Below are 23,986 nucleotides of genomic sequence, written 5' to 3'. Positions count from 1 at the left end.
TCTTTCGCATCTTGATTACCTCCGGCCGCCACCGCGATGGCCACCACCGCCACCGCCGCCCATCCTGGCACCGCCGCCTCCTCCGCCACCACCGCCCGCGCGATGGCCGCCGCCCTCGACGCCGCCGCCCGAAGGCCGGTGGGCTGTCTGGCTCACGCCGCCGCCGTGGGCGGAACGGTTGGCATTCGGCCGCTCGGCCTGGTGGCGCACCCGGTCGCCCTGCCCGGCATCGCGCAAGGCGCTGTCGTGGTTGGCGGCACGTGCGCGGTCTTGCGCTGCCGCGCGGTCGTGGTTCTGGCGCGTCGCAGGGCTCTCTCCGCGCGCGCCGCCGCCGGCTTGCCCGGCGCGATCGCGCGCACCACCGGCCTGGCCGGCGCGGTCCCGCGCCGCATCGCCGCCGCGGCCTTCGTGGCCGGCGATCGGTTGCCCGGTGCGCGATTCGAAGGATTGGGCCGCGCGGTCGCGTTGGGCTTCACGCGAGCCCGGCGCGGCGCCGCGCCCGGCAGCGCCGCGGTCACGCTCGGCCAGGCCGGCCTGGCGCTGCGAGTCGAAGCGCTGGCGCGTCGCTGCGTTGTTGTAGGGCGTGGAGCCGCGGCGCGCCGCGTTGTGGTTCCAGTTGGTCTGGTTGGCGCTCAGCCGGTTGTTCACGTTGACGTTGTTGTAGCGGTTGACGTTGATGTCGACGTCGCCGCCGCCCCAGTTGAAGCCGCCCCACATCGAATTGACCGCGGCCACGCCCAGGCCGAAACCGATGCCGGCGACCAGCGAGGTGGCGAAGACCGAGCCCACCGGCGGCGGGTAGTAGTAAGGCGGATAGGCCGGATAGGCCCAGGCGCCATACACCACCGTCGGGTTGTACGAAGGCACATACACCACTTGCGGATTGGCCGGCTCGATCTGGATGACCTGCGTGGGGCCCTGCTGCTGCACCACCACCTTCTGCTGCTCGTTGGTCTTGAGCGACCCTGCCGCCTGGGCCTGGCGGCGCAGGCGCTGCACCGAGTCCATCACCTCGCTGGGCTGGTCGAGGAAGGCATTGCCCACCTTCACCACCCAGTCCGGCTGGCGCCCCATCAGGTCGAGCACGGAAGGAAAGGCGGCCAGCGATTTCACGCTGGGATCCCAGGGGGTGGCCTCCACCGCCTTGGTCGCGGCGTCGCCACTGAGGCTGGCGTTGTCCTTGGACCACTGGACCGCGGCCTTCACGTCATCCGGGTAGGTAGACGCCATCAGCATCTGCGACAGCAGGGAATCCGGATACAGCGCGACGGGCGCCATCAACTGGTCGAGCTGCGCATTGTCCAGTTTGCTCTGGGCCGGAGCCAGCACGCTGAAACACAACAGGAAGGCGCCTGTCAGCCATCGGAAAATCGTCTTGGGCATATTGCTTCCTCTCGCTGCGCTCCCTCGGAGCGGGCTGGCCCATCGGCCTATTGGGCGGATTGGACGGCGCGAGCATAGACGAATTTCAAGAGGGCGCGTGGCGCCGCCGCCGCTCGGCCGGGCGTGCAGCGGGCGGCTTCTTCAGCCTTGGTCCACCACCGAAGTCACGATCACCGGCCGCCCCTCCAGCGTGCGGTGCACCGGGCAGCGGTCGGCGATGCGCAGCAAGTCGGTGCGCTGGGCCTCGCTGAGCGGGCCCTTGAAGCGCAGGCGCCGGCGAATGCGCTCCAGCTGGCCTTCGCGACCCTCGCATTCGGCGCAGTCCCGGGCGTGCAGCCGGTCGTGTTCCAGCAGCACCTGCACGTCCTCCAGCGGCATGCTCTTGCGCTGCGCGTACAGGCGCAGGGTCATGGCAGTGCAGGCCCCCAGCGACATCAGGAGCAGGTCGTAGGGCGTGGGCCCCTTGTCGCTGCCGCCGACCGAGGCCGGCTCGTCCGCCAGCAGACGGTGCGCGCCGGCGGCCAACTCGCACAGGAAGCGGTGGTCGATCTCCGACACCTGCACCGGGGCTTCGAGCGGCAGAGCAGCCGGCGCTGGCGCCGGCGCGGCGGCCTCCTTCGACGCCTGCAGATCCAGATGCCGGCGTGCCCAGGCGGCGCTCAGCTGTGCCACGAAGTCCGCGTCCTCGCGCCGGCTCAGGAGATGGTCGGCGCCATCCAGGCTGATGAAGCTCTTGGGGTGGCGCGCCGCCTCGAACAGCTTGCGCGCCTCGTCGATGTCCACCGTCTGGTCCACCGGCGAGTGAAAGATCAGCAGCGCGGCGCGCAGGCGCCGGATGTCGTCGGCATGGTCGCGCCGGCGCAAGTCGTCGATGAACGAGCGGCTGATGTCGAATTCGCGCGTGCCCAGCCGGACCGGGGCACGGTCTGCGCCTTGGTCCAGCGCTTGCTGCGCCGGAGCCAGCAGGTGCAGCACATGGTCGGCCTGCGACGGCGCGCCGATGGTGACGACGGCGCGTACCGAGAGCAGTTGCAGCGCTGCCATCAGCACCGCCAGCCCACCCAGGCTGTGCCCCAGCAGCATCTGCGGCGCCGCATGCTGCTGCTGCTCCAGCCAGCGCGCGGCCGCCAGCAGATCCTGCACGTTGGACGCGAAGCCCGCGTTCCCGAAATCGCCCTCGCTGCCGCCCAGGCCCGTGAAGTCGAAGCGCAGCACCGCCACGCCCTCGCGCGCCAGCGCCCGGCTGATGCGCGCCGCGGCCAGCGAGTCCTTGCCGCAGGCAAAGCAATGCGCGAACAATGCGGTGTAGTGGACCGCCCCGTCGGGCAGTTCGAGTGCGCCCACAAGCGTGTTCCCTTGGGCGCCGACGAATTCGACTTTCTGTTGCGTCATTGCATTCACCCCTGCTGTCCCGCGCCCTGGGTGGACGCCCCCTGCCAGGCCTTGGCCTTGCGATCGAAGGTGGATGCCCCAAGATGCAGAAAGTTCGCCGCAGGCTGCGTAACGTTTGCCCCGATCGTTGCGAACCAGCTGTGCCAAGGAGGAGGATCGACGCATGAACCCGCATTTCAATTCCGCCACCACCGATGGCTTTGGCCAGCGCGCCGAGCCGCTCGGCGTGGAGCGCTGGGTCGATGCCAGCGGACAGCCCCTGGCCAGCTACGGCCTGGAGCAGATGGGTGACGGCTACAAACTGCTGTTCTGCTTTCAGCATGCCTGCCCCGGCTGTCACACCCACGGCTTTCCGAGCCTGGTGAAACTGGTGGAGCAGACGCGCGGCCTGGGCGTGCGCATTGCCGCCATCCAGACCGTGTTCGAGGATTGGGAACACAACAGCTTCGATGCGATGCTGGCGGACCAGGCGCGCTACGCGCTGCCGATTCCCTTCGGCCACGACGATGGCGGCGGCGCCGGCACCAAGGGCTCCGTGCTGATGCAGCGCTACGGCAATGGCGGCACGCCCTGGTTCATCCTGATCGACCCCGAGGGCACCGTGCTGCACAGCCACTTTCACATCGACGTCGACAAGACGGTGGCGCTGCTGCGCCGAGCGCAGGCGGCCGACCCGGCGCCCGAAGCGGTCTCGCCCAACTGGGGCGACGTCATTCGCTGGGCCAACCACGGCAACCCGCCGCCGCGCCGCGTCGAGAAAAGCGATGCGCAATGGCGGGCTCTGCTGAGCCCGGAGCAATACCGCATCACGCGCCAGAAAGGCACCGAGGCTGCACACAGCTCCGAGATGTGCGGGCTGTTCGAGCCCGGGCGCTACCAGTGCGCATGCTGCGGCACGCCGCTGTTCGATGCGGGCACCAAGTTCCAGAGCCGCTCCGGCTGGCCCAGCTTTGCCAGCCCCTTGAGCGAAGGCGTGGTGGCCTACCATCGGGACGACAGCCACGGCATGCAGCGCATCGAGACCACCTGCCAGGTGTGCGACGCGCACCTCGGCCACGTGTTCCCCGACGGCCCGCCGCCCACCGGCCTGCGCTATTGCATCAATGCCCTGGCGCTGCGCAAAGAGGGTTGAACCGCAGTCCAATTCGTCCACGCTTCAATCAAGACCGAAAAGGAAGACACACCATGAACCGCACCGAAACCGCCATCCTTGCCGGCGGCTGCTTCTGGGGCATGCAGGAGCTCATCCGCGCCATGCCGGGCGTGATCAGCACCCGCGTGGGCTACAGCGGCGGCGACGTGGCCAACGCCACCTATCGCAACCACGGCAGCCATGCGGAGGCGGTGGAGATCGTGTTCGACCCCGCACGACTGAGCTTTCGCGACCTGCTCGAGTTCTTCTTCCAGATCCACGACCCGAGCACGGTCGATCGCCAGGGCAACGACCGCGGCGCCTCCTACCGCTCGGGCATCTACTACACCAACGAGGCGCAGCGCGAGGTGGCGCTGGACACCATCGCCGACGTCAACGCCTCTGGCCTGTGGCCCGGCAAGGTGGTGACCGAAGTGAAACCGGCCGGGCCCTTCTGGCAGGCCGAGCCGGAGCACCAGGACTATCTGCAGCGATTTCCCGAGGGCTACACCTGCCACTGGGTTCGTCCGGGCTGGAAGCTGCCGCGCCGCAACGCGGCCTGAGGCCTGAGCAGCCTGCAGTTCAGCCGAGCCGGCGGATGCGCACGGTCCAGTCCGCCACGCCGCGCGCGATGTCGGCGTAGGCGGTTTCGAAGGCATTGCGCGGCAGCCGGAACGGGTCGGCAATGTCAAGCTCTGCCAGCCGGAACACCTTGCCGCGCACCAGCGGATAGCGGCGCTCCAGTTCCAGGCGGTGGTTCTGCTCCATCACCAGGATCAGATCGGCGCGCTGGCACATGGGGGCGTTCACCTGCTGGGCGCGGTGTTTCGAAAGATCCAACCCCTGCTCCGATGCCAGCGCGACCGACAGCGGATCCGCCGGCTCGCCGACCAGGGCGCCCAGCCCGGCTGACCAGACCGTCTTTTCCGGAAACTCGCGCGCCAGCAGCACCTCGGCCAGCGGGCTGCGGCAGATGTTTCCGATACACAGGGTGAGGATGTGTTGCATGACAGGCGCAGTGTAGGCCGGCCTCCCGGTCCGCCACTGGCCCACCCAAGCCCTCGGGGCCTACTGCAACCTGAAATCCGAAATCGCCAGCACGATCGGCCTGCCCGGCGCGCGGCGATGTTTTTCCAGCGCCAGCGCGTCGATCTGCTCGGCGTGCTCGAAGTAGGCATCGATCAGCGTGTCGCCGCCGCCGCGCGCACCAAAGATGTCTCGCAGCGGGTTCTCTTCGATTTCCGCGACGATGCGCTTTCCATCCGGGTAAACGGCAAAGCGAACGCTTGCCGTGTCAAAGCAGTAAATGGCGTCTGCCATGGTTTTGTCTCCGCGTCTGGCTTGTAGGTGTACTCCGCAATTGGGTCGCTTGCAATGGCTCGGCGGCGTCGGACGTTTTTCGCTTGCGCCGTAGTCCTTCGCCTACGAGATACCGACGTGAGCGCTGTCCGACAGCGAGACGGCGAGTTCGTCCTGCGCGCACAGCGCCTCGGAGCAACTAGAACTAGAGCGTGTCTACGCAGCATGCCGCCATCGCCACGCCGGAATCGTTTGGCGAAACCGACGCCTACCTGTTCCGGGAAGGCACGCATGCGCGCCTTTACCAGCGCCTGGGCTGCCTGCTGAAGGTCGGCGGCGAGGGCGCGACCTTCGGCGTCTGGGCGCCGAACGCGGCGGCCGTCAGCGTCATCGGGGACTGGAACGGCTGGAACGAAGAGACCGACCCGATGCAGCCGCGCCCCGACAGCACCGGCATCTGGCAGGTGCACTGCGAGCATGCGCGCCGCGGCCAGGCCTACAAGTACCGCATCCGCGCCAAGACCGGCGCGGTGCTCGAGAAGGCCGACCCGTTGGCCTTCCTCGCCGAGCTGCCGCCGGCCACCGCTTCGCGCGTCTGGTCGCTCGACTACGCCTGGCAGGACGCCGACTGGATGGCGCGGCGCGCCGCCGCCAACGCGCTGGAAGCGCCGATGTCCACCTACGAAGTGCATGCGGGTTCCTGGCGGCGCAAGGATGGGGAGCCTCTGAACTGGCGCGAGCTCGCGCACGCGCTGGCCGACTACGCGAGCACGCTGGGCTTCACCCACGTGGAGCTGATGCCGGTGACCGAGCACCCCTTCTACGGCTCCTGGGGCTACCAGACCACCGGCTACTTCGCGCCCACCTCGCGCTACGGCACGCCGCAGGACTTCATGTATTTCGTGGACCACCTGCACCAGCGCGGCATCGGCGTGGTGCTGGACTGGGTGCCTTCGCACTTTCCCAGCGACGCGCACGGCCTGGCGCATTTCGACGGCACGCAGCTGTACGAGCACGCCGACCCGCGCCAGGGCTTCCATCCCGAATGGAACTCGGCCATCTTCAACTACGGGCGCCACGAGGTGCGCAGCTTCCTCATCTCGTCGGCCCTGTTCTGGCTGGACCACTACCACGTGGATGGCCTGCGGGTCGACGCCGTGGCCTCCATGCTCTATCTGGATTACGCGCGCCGCCAGGGCGAATGGATCCCCAACCGGCATGGCGGGCGCGAGAACCTGGAAGCCATCGACTTCCTGCAGGAACTCAATCGCGCGGTCTATCGCGACTACCCCGACACCTTCACGGTGGCCGAGGAATCGACCGCCTGGCCCAAGGTTACGCGGCCCACCGACATGGGCGGCCTGGGTTTCGGCATGAAATGGAACATGGGCTGGATGCACGACACCCTGGCCTACCTGCGCGAGGACCCGATCAACCGGCGCTATCACCATGACCGGCTCACTTTCTCGATGGTCTACGCCTTCCACGAGAACTTCGTGCTGCCGCTCTCGCACGACGAGGTGGTCTACGGCAAGGGCTCGCTGATCGGCAAGATGCCGGGCGATTCGTGGCAGCAGTTCGCCAACCTGCGGCTGCTGCTGGCCTACATGTGGGCGCACCCGGGCAAGAAGCTGCTCTTCATGGGCGGCGAATTCGCGCAGCGGCGCGAATGGACGCACGAGGGCGAGCTCGAATGGTGGGTCACCGAGCAACTGGAGCACCGCGGCGTGCAGCACCTGGTGGGCGAGCTGAACAAGGCGCTGCGCAGCGAGCCGGCGCTGCACCAGCTCGACTTCTCCGGTGAAGGCTTCGAGTGGGTGGACGCCAATGACCGCGACAACAGCGTCATCGCCTTTTTGCGCAAGTCGCGCGATGGCGAATCGGTGCTCGTGGCCTGCAACCTGACGCCGGTGCCGCGCCAGAACCACTGCCTGGGCGTGCCCCGTGGCGGCACCTGGCACGAGATTCTCAACAGCGACGCGCAGGCCTTCGGCGGCGCCGGCTGGGGCAACCTGGGTGCCGTGCGTGCCGCGCCGCTGGCCGCGCATGGCAAGCGCCATGCGCTGTGCCTCACGCTGCCGCCCCTGGCGACGCTCTACCTGAAGAGGGACGCCGATGGCTAGCAAGGGCCTGTCGTTCCTGCGCGATGTGATCGCCGGGCCGGGCGCTCCACCGGCCCCGCCCACGCAAGCCGGTGGCGAGCAGCGTGCGCCGCAGCCCCTCGACGTGGCCGACGGCCGCGCGCGCGCGGTGATCGACACCGTGCGGCCCATGGTCGATGGCGGCCGCTTTGCCGCCAAGCGCGTGGCCGGCGAGCGCATCGACATCGAGGCCCACGTGTTCACCGACGGCCACGACGTGCCGCGCGTGATGCTGCAATGGTGGAAGGAAGGCAGCGAGCGGCGCGAAGAGCTGCCGATGAAGCTGCGCTACAACGACGAGTGGCATGCGCACTTCGTCGCGCCGGCGCCGGGCCGCTACCGTTACACGGTGGCCGCCTGGGTCGACGCTTTCGAATCCTGGCACCACGAGCTGGAACGCCGCGTCGAGCCGGACGACATCCGCATCGCGGCGCGGGTGGGCGCGCTGGAAATCACCGCCGCCGCCGAACGCGCCAGCGGCGGCGACCGCGAGGAACTGGCAGCCTGGGCCCTCGCACTGGAAGAAGGCGCAGCCGACACCCTGCTGGACGCGTCCGCCCTCAAGGCCCTGGCGCTGGACGAGCAGCATGCAGCCACCGCCCGGCGCCACCCGGACCGGCGGCTGGAAACGCGCTTTGGCGTCGAGCTGCCGCTCATGGTGGAGCGGGAACGCGCCCGCTTCAGCAGCTGGTATGAGCTCTTCCCGCGCTCGGCCGGCAGCGCGCCGGGCGGGCACGGCACCCTCGCCGACGTGGCGGCGCGGTTGCCGCTCATTGCCGCGATGGGCTTCGACATCGTGTACCTGCCGCCCATCCACCCGATCGGCCGCGCGCAGCGCAAGGGCCGCAACAACGCCCTGGCGGCCGAGGCCGGCGACGTCGGCAGCCCCTGGGCCATCGGCGCCGAGGAAGGCGGCCACAAGGAAATCCTGCCCGAGCTGGGCACGCTCGCAGACTTTCGCGCGCTGGTGGCCGACGCGGCAACCCTCGGCCTGGAGGTTGCGCTGGACATCGCCTTCCAGTGCGCGCCCGACCACCCCTACGTGAAGCAGCATCCGTCGTGGTTTCGCTGGCGGCCCGACGGCAGCGTGCAGTACGCCGAGAACCCGCCGAAGAAGTACCAGGACATCTACCCCTTCAACTTCGAAAGCGAAGACTGGCCGGCGCTGTGGAACGAGCTCAAGAGCGTGATCGACCACTGGATCGCGCAGGGCGTGAAGGTGTTTCGCGTCGACAACCCGCACACCAAGTCATTCGCCTTCTGGGAATGGGCCATCAACGAGGTCACGCGCGCCCACCCCGAAGTGATCTTCCTGGCCGAGGCCTTCACCCGGCCCAAGGTGATGCACCGCCTGGCCAAGCTGGGCTACTCGCAGTCCTATACCTACTTCACCTGGCGCAACAGCAAGGAAGAGCTCACCGACTATTTCACCGAGCTCACGAAGCCGCCTGGCGTGGATTACTTTCGCCCCAACGTCTGGCCCAACACGCCCGACATCCTGCATGCCAGCCTGCAAGGGGGCCTGGAGCCCACCTTCAAGGCGCGGCTGATCCTGGCCGCCACCCTGGCCGCCAGCTACGGCATCTACGGCCCCGCCTACGAGCTGACGGAGTACCGGCCGCGCGGCCCCAGCAGCGAGGAATACCTCGATTCGGAGAAGTACCAGCTGCGCCACTGGAACTGGGACCCCGATGCCGGCCTGCGGCCCCTCATCACCCGCGTCAACGAGATCCGCCGCACCAACCCCGCGCTGCAGGACAACCGCAGCCTCAAGTTTCTTCCCATCGACAACGCGCACCTCATCGCCTACATGAAGCAGTCGGAAGACGGCAGCAACGTCATCGTCACGGTGGTCAACCTGGACCCATGGAATGCGCAGGCGGGCTGGCTGGCGCTGGACCCGCGCGACCTCGGCCTCCCCGATGACAAGCCCTTCCAGATGCACGACCTGCTGACCGACCAGCGCTTCACCTGGCACGGCCGCCGCCACTACGTCCTGCTCGAGCCGCACCGGATGCCGGCCCACGTGCTGGCGGTGCGGTGGCGTCTGCGCGACGAGCGCGACTTCGACTACTACCTGTAGACCCGGGTTGAGCCATGAGCGGACCGCTGCCACGCCTCGCCCTCGAAACCACCGAGATCGATACCGCGGGCGATCCCACGTGGTACCGCGACGCCGTCATCTACCAGCTCAACGTCAAGGCCTTCTACGACTCCAACGGCGATGGCATCGGCGATTTCAAGGGCGTGACGCAAAAGCTCGACTACGTGAAGGATCTCGGTGTCAACACCATCTGGCTGATGCCCTTCTACCCCTCGCCGCTGCGCGACGACGGCTACGACATCGCCGCCTACGAGGACGTGAATCCGCAGTTCGGCACCTTGGCGGACTTTCGCGAAATGATGGAGGAGGCGCACAAGCGCGAGCTGCGCGTGATCATCGAGCTGGTCATCAACCACACCTCGGACCAGCATCCCTGGTTCCAGGCCGCGCGCAAGGCGCCGCCCGGATCGACCGAGCGCGACTTCTACGTGTGGAGCGACACCGACCAGCACTACCAGGGCACGCGCATCATCTTCACCGACACCGAGAAGTCCAACTGGAGCTGGGACCCGGTGGCCAAGGCCTTTTTCTGGCATCGCTTCTTCAGCCACCAGCCGGACCTGAACTTCGACAACCCGGCGGTGCTGGAGGCGGTGTTCCGTGTGATGCGCTTCTGGCTCGACATGGGGGTGGACGGCTTCCGGCTGGACGCCATTCCCTACCTGATCGAGCGCGACGGCACCAGCAACGAGAACCTGCCGGAAACGCCATCAAGAAGCTGCGCGCCGCCATCGACGCCAACTACGAGAACCGCTTCCTGCTGGCCGAGGCCAACATGTGGCCCGAGGACGTGCGCGAGTACTTCGGCGAGGGCGACGAGTGCCACATGGCCTATCACTTCCCGCTGATGCCGCGCATGTACATGGCGATCGCGCAGGAAGACCGCGACCCGATCGTCGAAATTCTTCAGCAGACGCCCGACATTCCCGACGGCTGCCAGTGGGCCATCTTCCTGCGCAACCACGACGAGCTGACGCTGGAGATGGTGACCAACCGCGAGCGCGACTACATGTACACCACCTACGCGACGGACCTGCAGGCGCGCATCAACCTGGGCATCAGGCGCCGCCTGGCGCCGCTGATGGAGAACGACAAGGACGCGATCCGGCTGATGAACGGCATGCTCCTGTCGATGCCGGGCTCGCCCATCATCTATTACGGCGACGAGCTGGGCATGGGCGACAACGTGTTCGTGGGCGACCGCAACGGCGTGCGCACGCCCATGCAATGGAGCCCCGACCGCAACGCCGGCTTCTCGCGCGCCGACCCGCAGCGCCTGTACCTGCAGCCCATCATGGATGCGATGTACGGCTACGAGGCGCTCAACGTCGAGGCGCAACTGCGCGACAAGAGCTCGCTCCTGCACTGGACACGCCGCATGCTGGCGGTGCGCAAGACCAGCCGCGCCTTCGGCCGCGGGCGCCGGACCTTCCTCAAGCCCGGCAATCGCAAGATCCTGGCCTACGTCAGCGAGCATGACAACGACGTGTTGCTGTCGGTGTTCAACCTGTCGCGCGCGGCGCAGCCGGTGGAACTGGATCTGGCGGCCTACAAGGGCCGGGTGCCGGTGGAGATGCTGGGGCGCACCTCCTTCCCGCCGATCGGGGAGCTGCCCTACCTGCTCACCCTGCCCTCGCACGGCTTCTACTGGTTCCGCCTGGCCGAGGAGGCGCCCATGCCGGTCTGGCACCAGGAAAGCGTGGGCCTGCGCGACCGGCCGGTGCTGGTGATGTTCGACGGCTGGACCAGCCTTTTCAAGGACCAGGTGATGCCCTGGCGCATCGGCTTCGCCGATCGGCTGCGCCAGCAGTTCGAGCGCGACACCCTGCCGCCGCACATCCAGGCGCAGCGCTGGTACGGCTACAAGAGCTCGATCATCAGCCGCGCGCAGGTTCGCGACCACGCCATCTTCGAGGCCGACGGCAAGCGCTGGATGCTGCCGCTGCTGGATCTGGAAGGCCCGCCGGAGGCCACCACCTACTTCATGCCGCTGGCCATCGCCTGGGAGGATTCCGAGGGCGAGCGCCTCAAGTGCCTGGAGCGCGCCGCCATCGCCAAGATCCGTCAGCAGGCCAACGTCGGCCTGATGGGCGACGCCTTCTTCGACGAGGCCTTCTGCCGCGCCGTCGTGCGCGCCATCCTGGAAGGCCGCAGCCTGGAGACCGTGCACGGCAACGTGCACTTCCGCGCCACCCAGCGCGGCCGCGAGATCCAGCCCGGCGACATCGAGCAGCTGCCGGTGAGCGCGCCCACGGCCCTGTCGAGCAACACGGTGGTGATGCTGGACGAGCAGCTGTTCCTCAAGGGCTACCGCCAGATCCGTCCCGGCATGAACCCGGAACTGGAGATGGGGCGCTTCCTCACCGAGGTGGCCGGCTTCGCGCACGCCGTGCCGGTGCTCGGCGCCATCGAGTACGAGGCGAAGGACGGCACGGTCAGCACCCTGGGCCTTTTGCAGGCCTACGTGCCGAACCAGGGCGACGGCTGGAGCTACACGCTGGACTACCTGGAGCGCTACCTGGCCGAGCTGCGCGACGTGGACGGCGCGACGGCGCGTGCCGATCCGCACGGCGCCTTCCTGGCGCTAGTGCGCATCCTGGGCCAGCGCACCGCCGAGCTGCACAACGCGCTGGCCACGCCCACCGGCAATTCGGACTTCGACCCCCAACCGATGAGCGTGCAAGAGCTCGATGCCATGCGCAACGCGGTGCGCGAGGACGGGCGCGCCACGCTGGAAAAGTTGCGCGAGGGCGCTGCCGCCCTGCCGGCTGCGGCGCAGGAAGACGTGAACCGGCTGCTGGCGCAGGCCGACGCGGTCGAGGCCTTCATCGACGCTATGCGCTTCGAGCATTCGGCCAGCTACCACTCGCGCTACCACGGCGACTACCACCTGGGCCAGGTGCTGGTGTCGCGCAACGACTTCTACATCATCGACTTCGAGGGCGAGCCGGCCCGGCCGCTGGAGGAGCGGCGGGCCCGGCATTCGCCGCTGCGCGACGTGGCCGGCATGCTGCGCTCCTTCGACTACGCGCGCTGGTGCGCCCTGCGCCGCGCGGCCCAGAACGCCGACGAGCTGGTGCGCCTGGGCTCGGCCGCGGCCGAGTGGGAAGCGCAGACGCTGGCCGCCTTCCTCGACGGCTACACAGGGGCGCTGACGCCCGAACGGGGCAAGGTCGATCCGCAACTATTGACGCTGTTCGAACTGGAGAAGGCCTTCTACGAACTGCGCTACGAGATGAACAACCGGCCCGACTGGGTGTCGGTGCCGCTGCAGGGCATCCTGGCCATGGTCGGGCGCGGCGCGCGCTGAATCGGAAAAAGAAGACGAAGAGGCCGACATGGACAACCTTTCGATGCACCTGGAGCCGCTGCGCGCCTTCCTCTTTCAGATCGGCGCCTTCATTCCGCGTCTGCTGCTGGCGACGCTGGTGGTCGTCGCCGGCTGGCTGATCGCCAAGGTGGCGCGCTTTGCCGTCATCCGGGGCTTACGCGCCATCAACTTCCATGTGCTGACCGAGCGCGCCGGCATCGACAACTTCCTGCGCCAGGGGGGCATGGCGGCGGACACCAGCGCGGTGTTCGGCTTGCTGGCGTACTGGCTCATCATCCTGGCCTCGTTGATCGTGGCCTTCAACACGCTGGACCTCGCCTACGTCACCGACCTGCTGAGCCGCGTGCTGTGGTTCGTGCCCAATGTCTTCGTCGCGCTGCTGATCCTGGCTTTCGGCACCTACTTCGCCAAGTTCGTCGGCGATGCCGTCACCACCTATGGGCGCAATGCCGGCATTGAAGACGCGCTGCTGCTCGGCAAGCTGGCGCAGGGCGCCATCGTGCTGTTCGTGGTGCTGATCGCGCTGGACCAGATCAAGGTGGGCGGCGACATCGTGCGCCAGAGCTTCCTCATCATCCTGGGCGGGGTGGTGTTCGCGCTGGCGCTGGCCTTCGGCCTGGCCGGCAAGGACTGGGCGGCCGAGCGCATCGAGGAATGGTGGCCTCGGGGCGAACGCAGCGCCACCACCAGCCGCACGGCGCGCCCGCCCGATGTCGTGCCCGACGACGAAGATCAAGGCCCGCGGCGCGAGCCGCCGCCGGTGGTGCGGCGGCCGCCGCCGCCGGCCAATGCCTGGCCGAACCGCTCCACCGATCCGCAAGACCGGGCGCATCCGTGACGCGGCACGCGTACGTCCCGCTCGACACCGTCTGGCCGGGCCGAGCCGTTCCGCTGGGCGCGACCTGGGACGGCCAGGGCGTCAACTTCGCCCTCTTCTCCAAGCATGCGGAAAAAGTGGAGCTGTGCGTGTTCGACGACAAGGGCCGCCACGAACGCCAGCGCATCGTGCTGCGCGAGCGCACCAACGACGTGTGGCACTGCTACCTGCCGCAAGCGCGCCCCGGCATGGCTTACGGCTACCGCGTGCACGGGCGCTACAAGCCCGAAGAAGGGCACCGCTTCAACCCGCACAAGCTGCTGCTCGACCCCTACACCAATGACATCGTCGGCGAGCTGCGCTGGAGCGATGCGCTGTACAGCTACGCGGTTGGCAGCAAGCGGCAGGACCTGTCCTTCGACCGGCGCGACAGCGCCGCCTTCATGCCCAAGAGCCGCGTGCTCGAGCCCGCCTTCACCTGGGGCGACGACCATCGGCCCGACGTGCCCTGGCAGGACATGGTGATCTACGAGCTGCATGTGCGCGGCTTCACCATGCAGCACCCGCAGGTGCCAGAACACCTGCGCGGCACCTATGCCGCCCTGGGTACCCAGGCGGTGATCGACTACCTGCAGCGCCTGGGCGTCACCACGCTGGAACTGCTGCCGGTGCATGCCTTTCTCAACGACCGCCATCTGGCCGATCAGGGCCTGCAGAACTACTGGGGCTACAACACCCTGGGCTACTTCGCGCCGGAGCCGCGCTACAGCGCCTCCGGCAAAGTCAAGGAATTCAAGACCATGGTGAAGAGCCTGCATTCGGCGGGCATCGAGGTGATCCTGGACGTGGTCTACAACCACACCTGCGAGGGCAACCACCTGGGGCCCACGCTGTCGATGCGCGGGGTGGACAACGCCTCCTACTACATCCTCAACAGCGGACAGCGCCGCTACTACGACGACTTCACCGGCTGCGGCAACACGGTCAACCTGGAAGACCCGCGCGCGCTGCAGCTGGTGATGGATTCGCTGCGCTACTGGGTCGACGAGATGCACGTGGACGGCTTTCGCTTCGACCTCGCCTCGGCGCTGGCGCGCGAGGCCGGCAAGGTGGAGAACCTGGGCACCTTCTTCGCCGCCATCGGGCAAGACCCGGTGCTCGGCGGCGTGAAGCTGATCGCCGAGCCCTGGGACCTGGGCCACGGCGGCTACCAGGTCGGCAACTTCCCGGCCGGCTGGGCCGAATGGAACGACCGCTACCGCGACGGCGCGCGCGGCTGGTGGAAAGGCGACGCCGGCATCGTCGGCGAGCTGGCCAACCGCCTCGCCGGCTCGCAGGACATCTACGGCTGGTCGGGCAAGCGGCCACATGCCAGCATCAACTTCGTGACCGCGCACGACGGCTTCACCCTGGCCGACCTGGTGGCCTACAGCGACAAGCACAACGAAGCCAACGGCGAGGACAACCGCGACGGCAGCAGCAACAACCTGTCATGGAACTGCGGCGTGGAAGGGCCGACCGACGATCCGAAGGTCAACGCGCTGCGCGAGCGGCAGAAGCGCAACTTCCTGGCCACCCTGCTGCTGTCGCAGGGTGTGCCGATGCTGCTGGCCGGCGACGAGCGCGGCAATTCGCAGGGCGGCAACAACAACGTCTACTGCCAGGACAACGAGATCTCGTGGATCGACTGGTCGCCCGACGCGAAGGCCCACGCCAAGGCCGAGGCGCTGCACGACTTCGTGGCGCAGCTCATTGCGCTGCGGCGCCAGCACCCCTCCTTTCGGCGCCGCAGCTTTTTTCGCGGCCAGCTGGCGCACGAGAGCGCCGCCAAGGACGTGCAGTGGCTGCGCCCCGACGGCGTGGAGATGACCGCGCCGGACTGGGAGGGCGAGCACGTGCGCTGCCTGGGCATGCTGTTCTCCGGCACCGGCCTGATCGACCTCGGGCCGCGCGGCGAGCCGCAGCGCGACGACGACTTCCTGCTGCTGCTCAACGCCTACCACGAGGCCCTGCCCTTTTCCCTGCCGCCGCGCGCGCACACCCACTGGATCCGCCTGGTCGACACGGCGCACGACGACGGCATCGAAGTGCCCGCGCCGCCAGGCCCCTACCCCCTACAGGGCCGCTCGCTCGCCCTGTTTCGTCGCGGCGTGCCGCAGGCCATGCCATGAAGCACCGCCATCACATGCCCTTCGGCGCCGAACTGCTCGATGCGGGCGGCGTGCGCTTTCGCCTGTGGGCACCGGCGGCATCGATGCTGGTGCTGGAGCACCGGCCGCGCGATGCCCGCACTTGGCGCGCCGACGCCATGCAGGCGGTGGGCGGCGGCTGGCACGAGGCCCGGGTCGCCGATGCCGCTGCCGGCGATGACTACCGTTATCGGTTGGCCGATGGTCTGGCCGTGCCGGATCCGGCCTCGCGCGGCAATCCGCAGGACGTGCATGGGCCAAGCCGGGTTGTCGATCCGCAGGCCTACGACTGGCTGGACCACCACTGGCGCGGACGTCCCTGGCACGAAGCGGTGATCTACGAGCTGCATGTCGGCGCCTTCACGGCCGAAGGCACGTTTTTGGCGGCGCAGGCGCGGCTGCCGGAACTCGCGGCGCTGGGCATCACCGCCATCGAGCTGATGCCGCTGGCCGACTTTCCCGGCACGCGCAACTGGGGCTACGACGGCACGCTGCAGTTTGCGCCCGATGCCAGCTACGGCACGCCCGATGCGCTCAAGCGCCTGGTCGACACCGCCCATGGCCTGGGGCTGATGGTGCTGGTCGACGTGGTCTACAACCACTTCGGGCCGGACGGCAACTACCTGCACACCTATTGCCCTCAGTTCTTCAACCCGGCGCGGCAGACACCGTGGGGCGCGGCCATCAACTTCGACGGCGCGGACTCGCGCCCGGTGCGCGACTTCTTCATTCACAACGCGCTCTACTGGATCGAGGAATTCCGCTTCGACGGCCTGCGCATGGACGCGGTGCATGCCATTCGCGACGACGCCTCGCCCGACATCGTGCAGGAGATCTGCAGCGCGCTGCAGGCCGGGCCGGGCCGCGAACGGCAGGTGCACGTGGTGCTGGAGAACGACCGCAACGAGGCCCGGCGCCTCGCCCGCGACGGCCAGGCACGGCCGCTGGCGGCCAGCGCGCAATGGAACGATGACCTGCACCATGCGGCCCACGTGCTGCTGACCGGCGAGACCGACGGCTACTTCCTGGATTTTGCGCAAGCGCCGCTGGCGTATTTCGCCCTGGCGCTGGCCCGCGGCTTCGTCTATGTCGGCCAACCCTCGGCCTTTCGCGATGGCCAGGCGCGCGGCGAAGCCTGCGACGGCCTGCCGCTCGACGCCTTCGTCTCCTACCTGCAGACGCACGACCAGGTCGGCAACCGCGCGCTGGGCGAGCGCATCGACGCACTGGCCGACCCGCCGCTGGTGCAGGCGGCGCGTGCCTGCGTGCTGCTGTCGCCGCACGTGCCCATGCTCTTCATGGGCGAGGAGTTTGCGGCCGCGTCGCCCTTCCTTTACTTCTGCGATTTCGGCGACGGCACCGAGCTGGCGGCCTCGGTCGCGGCCGGCCGGCGCGCGGAGTTCTCGCGCTTTACCGCTTTCGGCGACACGGGCGCTAAGGGCGCGAAACGCGCCATGCCGGACCCCAATGCGCCGCAAAGCTTCATGGCTTCCAAGCTGCACTGGGCCGAGCGCGAACAGGGCCGCCATGCGCAGGTGCTGCGACAGACACGCGTGCTCCTGGATGCGCGCCGCCAGCACATCGCGCCGCGCCTGGCGCAAGGCAGCACGGCGGCGACGCACGGTTGCGAAGACAGTGTGCTGCGCGTCAGCTGGTGCCTGGGGCGCACGGCCATGCTGCATCTGGTGGCCAATTTCGCGGCGACTGCACGATCGATCCCGCGGCCGCCGGGCCTCGCCTTCTACACACGGCTTGCCGGGCTGGATGACCCGCATGCCCCGCAGCTTCAGCTGGAGCGGGGCGGCGTGCACGCCAGCTTGCAAGAAGAGGTGCGCGATGCCGGATGAGAAGCCCGATGCGCATCTGCGGCGCCTGTGCGAGCAGCACGGCATCGCTGTGGACTACGACGACATCTGGGGCCTGCGCCACCAGGTGTCGGCCGCATCGCTGCGTGCGCTCCTGCTCGATGCCGGTGCCTTCGACGAAGCGCAGCCGCCCCCCGCCTTGCCGCCGGTGCTGGTGCTGGAAGAAGGGGTGTCGGCCTTCAGCCTGCCCCTGCGGCTGCCGCCCGGCCGCGGCGGCGAATTGCAGTGGCGTCTGGTCGAGGAAGACGGCCGCACCCATCGCGGCCATGCACACGTGGGCGACGGCGAGCAGCTTCTTTCGCTGGACATCACGCTGCCCCTGGGCTACCACCGTTTCGAGTTGGTCGACGTACCGGGCGCCACGCTGCTCATCTGCGCGCCCACCCGCTGCCACGAGCCCACCGAACTCGCGAAGGGCGGGCGGCTCTGGGGCATCGCCCTGCAGCTGTATGGCCTGCGCTCGGCACGCAACTGGGGCATCGGCGACTTCGGCGATCTGAAGGAATTTGCCACCCAGGCGGCGCGCGAGGGCGCCGCGCTGATCGGCCTGAACCCGCTGCATGCCCTGTTCCCGCACAACCCGGTGCATGCCAGCCCCTACAGCCCGTCGTCCCGCGCGCAGCTCAACATCCTCTACATCGACGTCGAGGCCGTGCCCGACTTCGCGGCCTGCGAGGCGGCGCAAGCGCTGGTGCGCTCGCCCGCCTTCCAGGCGCGGCTGGCCGCCCTGCGCGAAGCGCCACTGGTGGACTACCCCGCCGTCTCGGCCGCCAAGCACGAGGTGCTGGCACTGCTGCATGCGCGCTTTCGCGAACGCGCTGAAGAGGACGGCGAGGTGCAGGACTTCCGCCGCTTTCGCGCCCAGGGCGGCGAGGCGCTGCGCCAGCACGCCCTGTTCGACGCGCTGCAGGCCCAGCTGCACCAGCAGGACGCGGCGATCTGGGGCTGGCCGGCCTGGCCGGAGGCCTGGCACGATGCGGGCGGCCCGGAAGTCGCACGCTTTGCACGGGCCCACGAGGCGCGCATCCAGTACTTCGAATACCTGCAATGGCAGACCATGCGCCAACTGGAAGACGCGTGCCGCCACTGCCGGGCGCTGGGGATGCCGATCGGGCTGTACCTGGACCTGGCCGTCTCGGTCGACCGCGGCGGCTCGGACACCTGGCGGCACCGCTCCAGCTTTGCCTTGGCGGCCAGCGTCGGCGCGCCGCCCGACCTCTTGAACCTGCAGGGGCAGGATTGGGGCCTGCCGCCGCTGCGGCCCGACCGGCTGCGCGCCAATGGCTTCGCCGTCTTCATCGAGGCCTTGCGCGCCAACATGCGGGCGGCCGGGGCGCTGCGCATCGACCACGTGATGATGCTGATGCGCCTCTTCTGGATTCCGGCCGGCGGCACGGCGCAGGACGGCGCCTATGTGCGCTACGCCTGGCCGGAGCTCTTTGCCATCCTCGCGCTGGAAAGCCGGCGCCACCGCTGCCTGGTGGTTGGCGAGGACCTGGGCACGGTGCCCGAGGAGATGCGCGCGGCCATGCGGCGCCATGGCGTGCTGTCCTATCGCCTGCTGTATTTCCAGCGCGACGAGGCGGGCGCCTTCTTGCCGCCCGAGGCTTATCCGCGCGAGGCGGTGGTGGCCGTCAGCACGCACGACCTGCCGACCTTTGCCGGCTGGTGGAGCGCGGCCGACGTGCACCTGCGCGCCGCGCTGGGCCTGCTGGCGAACCAGCCGGCATTCGAGGAACAGATCGCGCAACGGGCACGGGAGCGCGAGCGCCTGGCCGAGGCCCTGGGCGAACCCGTCAAGGCGCCGGCGCCGATCGGCGAGCCGCCACCGGCCGACCTGGTCGGTGATGTGCATGCCTTCCTGGCCCGGGCGCCCTCGGGCCTGATGATGGTGCAGCTCGAAGACCTGCTGGGCCAGGCCGAGCAGGCCAACCTGCCGGGCACCATCGCCGAGCATCCCAACTGGCAGCGCAAGTACAGGCTGGACGTGGCGGGCCTGTGGCAGGTGCCGGCCGTGCGCGGACGGGTCGCCACGGTCGCCGCAGCACGGCCGCCGCGCGCGCTGGCACGCATCCCGCGCGCCACCTACCGGCTGCAGCTGCACAAGGGTTTCAACTTCGACGACGCCGCCGCCATCGTTCCCTATCTGGCGCGCCTGGGCATCAGCCACGTGTATTGCTCGCCGATCCACCGCGCACGCCCCGGCAGCCTGCATGGCTACGACGTGGTGGCGCACGACGAGATCAATCCGGAGCTGGGCGGCATGCCGGCCTATCGCCGCTTCACCGAGACCTTGCAGGCGCACGGCATGGGCCAGCTCATCGACCTGGTGCCCAACCACATGGGCGTGCTGGGCACAGACGGCAACGCGTGGTGGAACGACGTGCTGGAAAAAGGCATGGCCTCGCCCTACGCCGAGTACTTCGACATCGACTGGCATTCGGCCACGCCGGGCCTGGCGGGCAAGGTGCTGCTGCCGGTGCTGGACGACCACTACGGCCAGGTACTGGCGCGCGGCGAGCTGACCGTCGAGCACGACGCGCACGCCAGCCGCTGGTTCGTACGCTACTTCGCGCATCGCTTTCCGCTTGCGCCGGACAGCCTGTTCGTGCATATCCAGGCAGCGGCCGCGGCGCACGACCAGGCCGCGCTGGCCCGGGAACTGGCGGCGCTGAACGGTCCCGAGGGCCACGACGCCCTGCATGCGCTGTTGGAGGCGCAGGCGTGGCGCCTGGCGTACTGGCGCTGCGCCGCCGACGAGATCAACTACCGGCGCTTCTTCGACGTCAACGAGCTTGCGGCACTGCGCACCGAGCGCGAGGACGTGTTCGAGGCCACGCACGGCCAGGCGCTGGAGCTGGCGGCCAAGGGCTGGATCGACGGCCTGCGCATCGACCATCCGGATGGCCTCGCGGACCCGGCCGCCTACTTCGATCGCCTGCAGGCAGGCTATGCCGCACGGGTGGAAGCAGCCGGCCGCGACGCCGCAGCGCCGCTTTACGTGGTGGCGGAAAAGATCGCCGCGCCAGGCGAGGATGTGCCGCTTTCATGGGGCATCCATGGCACCACCGGCTATCGCTTTGCCAACGTGGCGAACGGTGTGCTGGTGGACCACCGGGCGGGCGAGCAACTCGTCGCCATCTGGCGCGACTTCACCGGCCTCACGCAGGACTTCGGCGAGGTCGCCTACCGGGCGCGGCACCTGGTGGCCACCACCACCCTGGCCTCGGACCTGGAGGTGCTGGCCAACGCACTGCACCGCATCGCCAAGGCGGATCGCCGCACGCGCGACCACACGCTCAACAGCCTGCGCGAGGCGCTTGCCGCCGTGGCTGCCGCCATGCCGGTCTACCGCAGCTACAACGGCGAAGAGGCCAGCGAGCAGGACATCCGCTTCATCCGGCACGCCGTCGACGTGGCGCGCGAGCGGCTTCGCCAACTGCCCGATGCGAGCATCTGGCCCTTCGTCCAAGAGTCGCTGCTCGGGCGCCCGAACGAAGGCGCCGCGCCGGAACTGCTGCCGCTGGTGCGCCATTTCGCGCGGCGCTTCCAGCAGTACAGCGCGCCGGTGGCGGCCAAGGGAGTGGAAGACACCGCCTTCTACCGCTATTTTCCGCTGAGCTCGCAAAACGAAGTGGGCGGCGAACCCGATCGCATCGGCATGACGGTGCAAGACTTTCATGCCGCCAGCCTGGACCGCCAGCGCCGCTGGCCGCACACCATGCTGGCCACCTCGACCCATGACAACAAGCGCTCGGAGGATGTGCGGCTGCGCATCAACCTGCTGTCCGAGCGCGTGGATGCCTGGCGCGACGCGCTGCAGCGCTGGAAGGAAATGAATGCGCCCCTGGCCGGCGAGGTCGCGCCCGCGCATCAATACCTTTTCTATCAGACCGTGATCGGCGCCCTGCCTGCGCAGCCTTCGGGCGGACCGGACTTCGTGGACCGCATGGTGCAATACATGCACAAGGCCGCGCGCGAAGGCAAGACGGGCACCAGCTGGACGCGCCCCGACGCCGCCTACGAGGCTGCGCTCGAAGCCTTCGTGCGTGGCGCGCTGGCGTCCGAAGGCGGCAACGCCTTCCTGCCCGAGCTCACCCGCTTCGTGCGCGGGCTCGATCCCTTCAGCGCCCTGGGCGCGCTCAGCCTGGCCCTGCTCAAGTTCACCTCGCCCGGCGTGCCGGACGTGTACCAGGGCTGTGAACTGATCGAACGCAGCCTGGTCGATCCGGACAACCGGCGGCCGGTGGACTATGCCTTGCGGGCGTCGATGCTGCAGTCGCTGCAGTCGCTGCCGGCGGATGGCCGTCAAGATCATCTGCCGCGCGCCGTGACCGAACTGGCCGACGCCGCAACGGATGGCCGCGCCAAGCTCTGGGCCAGCTGGCGCCTGCTCGGCCTGCGCCAGCAACTGCCGCAGCTTTTCCTGCATGGCAGCTACGAGCCGCTGCAGGTGCAAGGCGAGCGCGCGCCGCATGTTGTTGCCTACCTGCGGCGCTATCGGCGAGAGGTGGTGGTCGTGATCGTGGTGCGGCTCTTTGCGGTGCTGGCGCGCGAGGTAGGGGGCGGCGGCGCGGATGCGATGCAGCCCGCCTGGGCCGGCAGCGACGTATGGGGCGACACGCGCGTTCGCCTGCCTTCGGATCTGGATGGAGATGGGGTGCTGCAGGACGTGCTGACGGGCACGCGCCACGCCCTGACGCCCGAGTTGGCACTGGGCAGGCTGCTCACCAGTTTCCCTGGCGCAGTGCTGACGCGCGCCACACAAGACCCGCGCGCTTGCTGAATTGTTGGCAATGTTTGCCCGATCCTCCCATTGAAGCCTGCGGGTGGAGACAAGGCGCTGCCGGGTGCTTAATCTCGCGCCCATGCTGACTTCCGACCCCAACACACGGCTCGTCGACCACCCCGTCACCGCCCAACTGCAGTCCACCGTGATGCGGGCCGAACTGGCTGCGGCCATCGACCGCCTCACCGTCACCGATGGCGCGCACCAGACGGCAGTGCCCCATCTCGCCCTGGGCCGTGCGACCCAGATGCAGCATCCGGTTCACGCGATGCATGAACCGGCCTTCTGCGTGCTGGCGCAAGGCAGCAAGCGGGTCCTGCTGGGCGACGAGGTCTACATCTACGACGGCAGCCAGTACCTGGTGGTGGCGCAGAACCTGCCCGTGTCGGGCCAGGTGGTCGACGCGTCGCCGGAGGCGCCGTACCTGGGCCTGCGTCTGAGCTTCGACGTCAAGGAGATCGCGCAGCTGGCGCTGGAACTGCAACTTTCAAAGGCTCCTGCGAAGCGCGTGTCGGAACGCGGCATCTTCACCGGCGAGCTTTCGACCACGCTGCTGGATCCGGTGCTTCGCCTTGTCCGGCTGCTGAACGCGCCCGAGGACATCCCGGCACTGGCGCCGTTGATCACCCGCGAGATCTTGTATCGACTGCTGAAGTCGCCCGACGGCTGGCGGCTGGCCCAGATGGCCATGGTCGACAGCCACAGCCAGCGCATCGCCCAGGCCATCAGCCTGCTGTCACAGCGCTTCCAGGCGCCGCTGCGCGTCGAGGAACTGGCGGACGAGGTGCACATGAGCGTGTCTTCGCTGCACCTGCATTTCAAGGCCGTCACCGCGATGAGCCCCTTGCAGTTTCAGAAGCAGCTGCGCCTGCAGGAATCGCGCCGCATCATGCTCAGCGAGCACGTGGACGCGGCCTCGGCGGGGCACCGGGTCGGCTACGAAAGCCAGTCGCAGTTCAACCGCGAGTACAGCCGGTTCTTCGGCCTGCCGCCGGCGCGCGACATCAAGCGCCTGCGAGAACTGCAGTTGGGCCGGCCGACGGGCTCCTGAGAGGGGCCGACCGCCATGAAAATTCAACTGAAACTCAATGGCCAGGTGACTTCGGCCACCTTGGCCAACAACAGGACGGCGCGGGAGTTCGCGGCCATGCTGCCGCTGTCGATCACGATGCACGACCTGTTCGAGCGAGAGAAATTCGGCGCGCTTCCCGCCGCCATCTCCGGCAAGGGCACGCGCACGCAATATTGCGAGGCCGGCGACATCATCTGCTGGTCGCCAGGGCCCGACGTGGCGATCTTCTACCGCAGCGCCGCCCAGCCGATCCGTGGCGCGCACCACCATCTTGGCAGGCTCGATTTCGGCGTAGAGGCGTTCGAGGCGCCCGGCCCGCTGGAAGTGATCATCGATCTGGCGCCGGGCGCAATGGCTGCCTGCAGGCAGCAAATTGCAATGCCAGAAGAACCGGAAATCAGCGCTTTCGGGCGGCCCTGATTCGGCTGCAGCGTCACTTGACTGGTAGCCCGCTACCAGTCCCGCAAAAGGA

At 68.6% G+C, this 23,986-nt stretch carries 14 protein-coding genes and 1 pseudogene; 11 read left to right on the top strand and 4 right to left on the bottom strand.

The annotated features are described in order from the left end of the window. Positions 1-15 precede the first annotated feature (15 nt). Both ACIPRI_RS15200 and ACIPRI_RS15195 read right to left on the bottom strand, forming a co-directional pair. Positions 16-1,383 (bottom strand): DUF3300 domain-containing protein, encoded by a 1,368-nt coding sequence (locus ACIPRI_RS15200; protein ID WP_446622288.1) that lies wholly within the window; start codon positions 1,381-1,383, stop codon positions 16-18. A 141-nt stretch (positions 1,384-1,524) separates the two neighbouring features. After that, a complete protein-coding gene (locus tag ACIPRI_RS15195; RefSeq protein ID WP_446622287.1) occupies positions 1,525-2,775 on the bottom strand; it encodes a bifunctional alpha/beta hydrolase/OsmC family protein in 1,251 nt (416 codons plus the stop codon). A gap of 712 nt (positions 2,776-3,487) precedes the next feature. Here ACIPRI_RS15195 and msrB point away from each other — a divergent pair. After that, positions 3,488-3,907, top strand: a complete 420-nt coding sequence (gene msrB, locus ACIPRI_RS15190; RefSeq protein WP_446622455.1) for a peptide-methionine (R)-S-oxide reductase MsrB — start codon at positions 3,488-3,490, stop codon at positions 3,905-3,907. Between the two features lie 53 nt (positions 3,908-3,960). Further along, positions 3,961-4,470, top strand: a complete 510-nt coding sequence (gene msrA / locus ACIPRI_RS15185) for a peptide-methionine (S)-S-oxide reductase MsrA (protein WP_446622286.1) — start codon at positions 3,961-3,963, stop codon at positions 4,468-4,470. Positions 4,471-4,489: 19 nt separating this feature from the next. Here the strand turns inward: msrA and ACIPRI_RS15180 are convergent, their stop codons facing one another. Next, a complete protein-coding gene (locus ACIPRI_RS15180; RefSeq protein ID WP_446622285.1) occupies positions 4,490-4,915 on the bottom strand; it encodes a low molecular weight protein-tyrosine-phosphatase in 426 nt (141 codons plus the stop codon). Between the two features lie 60 nt (positions 4,916-4,975). Beyond that, a complete protein-coding gene (locus ACIPRI_RS15175) occupies positions 4,976-5,227 on the bottom strand; it encodes a hypothetical protein (RefSeq protein WP_446622284.1) in 252 nt (83 codons plus the stop codon). Positions 5,228-5,418: 191 nt separating this feature from the next. On the opposite strand from ACIPRI_RS15175, the gene glgB reads away from it, so the two are divergent. The 9 genes and pseudogenes from glgB to ACIPRI_RS15130 all read left to right on the top strand — a co-directional run bounded on the left by glgB (position 5,419) and on the right by ACIPRI_RS15130 (position 23,934). Continuing rightward, the gene (glgB, locus tag ACIPRI_RS15170) at positions 5,419-7,329 is read left to right on the top strand and encodes a 1,4-alpha-glucan branching protein GlgB (RefSeq protein ID WP_446622283.1); all 1,911 of its coding nucleotides are present in this window, start codon (positions 5,419-5,421) and stop codon (positions 7,327-7,329) included. Continuing rightward, a complete protein-coding gene (locus tag ACIPRI_RS15165) occupies positions 7,322-9,430 on the top strand; it encodes an alpha-1,4-glucan--maltose-1-phosphate maltosyltransferase (protein ID WP_446622282.1) in 2,109 nt (702 codons plus the stop codon). The genes glgB and ACIPRI_RS15165 overlap by 8 nt, the downstream gene beginning before the upstream one ends. 14 nt (positions 9,431-9,444) lie before the next feature. After that, positions 9,445-12,761 (top strand): annotated as a pseudogene (treS, locus tag ACIPRI_RS15160) (maltose alpha-D-glucosyltransferase). A gap of 28 nt (positions 12,762-12,789) precedes the next feature. After that, complete coding sequence (locus ACIPRI_RS15155) at positions 12,790-13,620, top strand: mechanosensitive ion channel family protein (protein ID WP_446622281.1); 831 nt, start codon at positions 12,790-12,792, stop codon at positions 13,618-13,620. Beyond that, entirely contained in the window at positions 13,617-15,770 is a 2,154-nt protein-coding gene (gene glgX, locus ACIPRI_RS15150; protein ID WP_446622280.1) for a glycogen debranching protein GlgX, read from the top strand. Before ACIPRI_RS15155 ends, glgX begins: the two co-directional genes overlap by 4 nt. Then, positions 15,767-17,635 carry a malto-oligosyltrehalose trehalohydrolase gene (treZ, locus tag ACIPRI_RS15145; RefSeq protein ID WP_446622279.1) on the top strand — a complete coding sequence of 623 codons (1,869 nt, stop codon included), beginning with the start codon at positions 15,767-15,769 and terminating at the stop codon, positions 17,633-17,635. Before glgX ends, treZ begins: the two co-directional genes overlap by 4 nt. Further along, positions 17,625-22,439, top strand: coding sequence for a malto-oligosyltrehalose synthase (gene treY, locus ACIPRI_RS15140; protein ID WP_446622278.1), 4,815 nt, complete (start codon positions 17,625-17,627; stop codon positions 22,437-22,439). Before treZ ends, treY begins: the two co-directional genes overlap by 11 nt. A gap of 82 nt (positions 22,440-22,521) precedes the next feature. Then, on the top strand, positions 22,522-23,493 hold the full coding sequence (locus ACIPRI_RS15135; RefSeq protein WP_446622277.1) for an AraC family transcriptional regulator: 972 nt from the start codon (positions 22,522-22,524) through the stop codon (positions 23,491-23,493). A gap of 15 nt (positions 23,494-23,508) precedes the next feature. Beyond that, the gene (locus ACIPRI_RS15130) at positions 23,509-23,934 is read left to right on the top strand and encodes a cyclophilin-like fold protein (protein WP_446622276.1); all 426 of its coding nucleotides are present in this window, start codon (positions 23,509-23,511) and stop codon (positions 23,932-23,934) included. Positions 23,935-23,986: the final 52 nt, after the last annotated feature.

The sequence above is a fragment of the Variovorax sp. LARHSF232 genome, from assembly GCF_052871435.1.
The sequence above is the reverse complement of the archived record's forward strand: the minus strand, read 5'-3'. Positions and strand labels throughout refer to the sequence as shown.

Coding starts and splice junctions, on each gene's coding strand:
- ACIPRI_RS15130 (WP_446622276.1), top strand. CDS start 23,509: ATGAAAATTCAACTGAAACTCAATGGCCAGGTGACTTCGGCCACCTTG.
- ACIPRI_RS15165 (WP_446622282.1), top strand. CDS start 7,322: ATGGCTAGCAAGGGCCTGTCGTTCCTGCGCGATGTGATCGCCGGGCCG.
- msrA (WP_446622286.1), top strand. CDS start 3,961: ATGAACCGCACCGAAACCGCCATCCTTGCCGGCGGCTGCTTCTGGGGC.
- ACIPRI_RS15155 (WP_446622281.1), top strand. CDS start 12,790: ATGGACAACCTTTCGATGCACCTGGAGCCGCTGCGCGCCTTCCTCTTT.
- ACIPRI_RS15175 (WP_446622284.1), bottom strand. CDS start 5,227: ATGGCAGACGCCATTTACTGCTTTGACACGGCAAGCGTTCGCTTTGCC.
- treZ (WP_446622279.1), top strand. CDS start 15,767: ATGAAGCACCGCCATCACATGCCCTTCGGCGCCGAACTGCTCGATGCG.
- ACIPRI_RS15180 (WP_446622285.1), bottom strand. CDS start 4,915: ATGCAACACATCCTCACCCTGTGTATCGGAAACATCTGCCGCAGCCCG.
- ACIPRI_RS15135 (WP_446622277.1), top strand. CDS start 22,522: ATGCTGACTTCCGACCCCAACACACGGCTCGTCGACCACCCCGTCACC.
- treY (WP_446622278.1), top strand. CDS start 17,625: ATGCCGGATGAGAAGCCCGATGCGCATCTGCGGCGCCTGTGCGAGCAG.
- ACIPRI_RS15200 (WP_446622288.1), bottom strand. CDS start 1,383: ATGCCCAAGACGATTTTCCGATGGCTGACAGGCGCCTTCCTGTTGTGT.
- ACIPRI_RS15195 (WP_446622287.1), bottom strand. CDS start 2,775: ATGACGCAACAGAAAGTCGAATTCGTCGGCGCCCAAGGGAACACGCTT.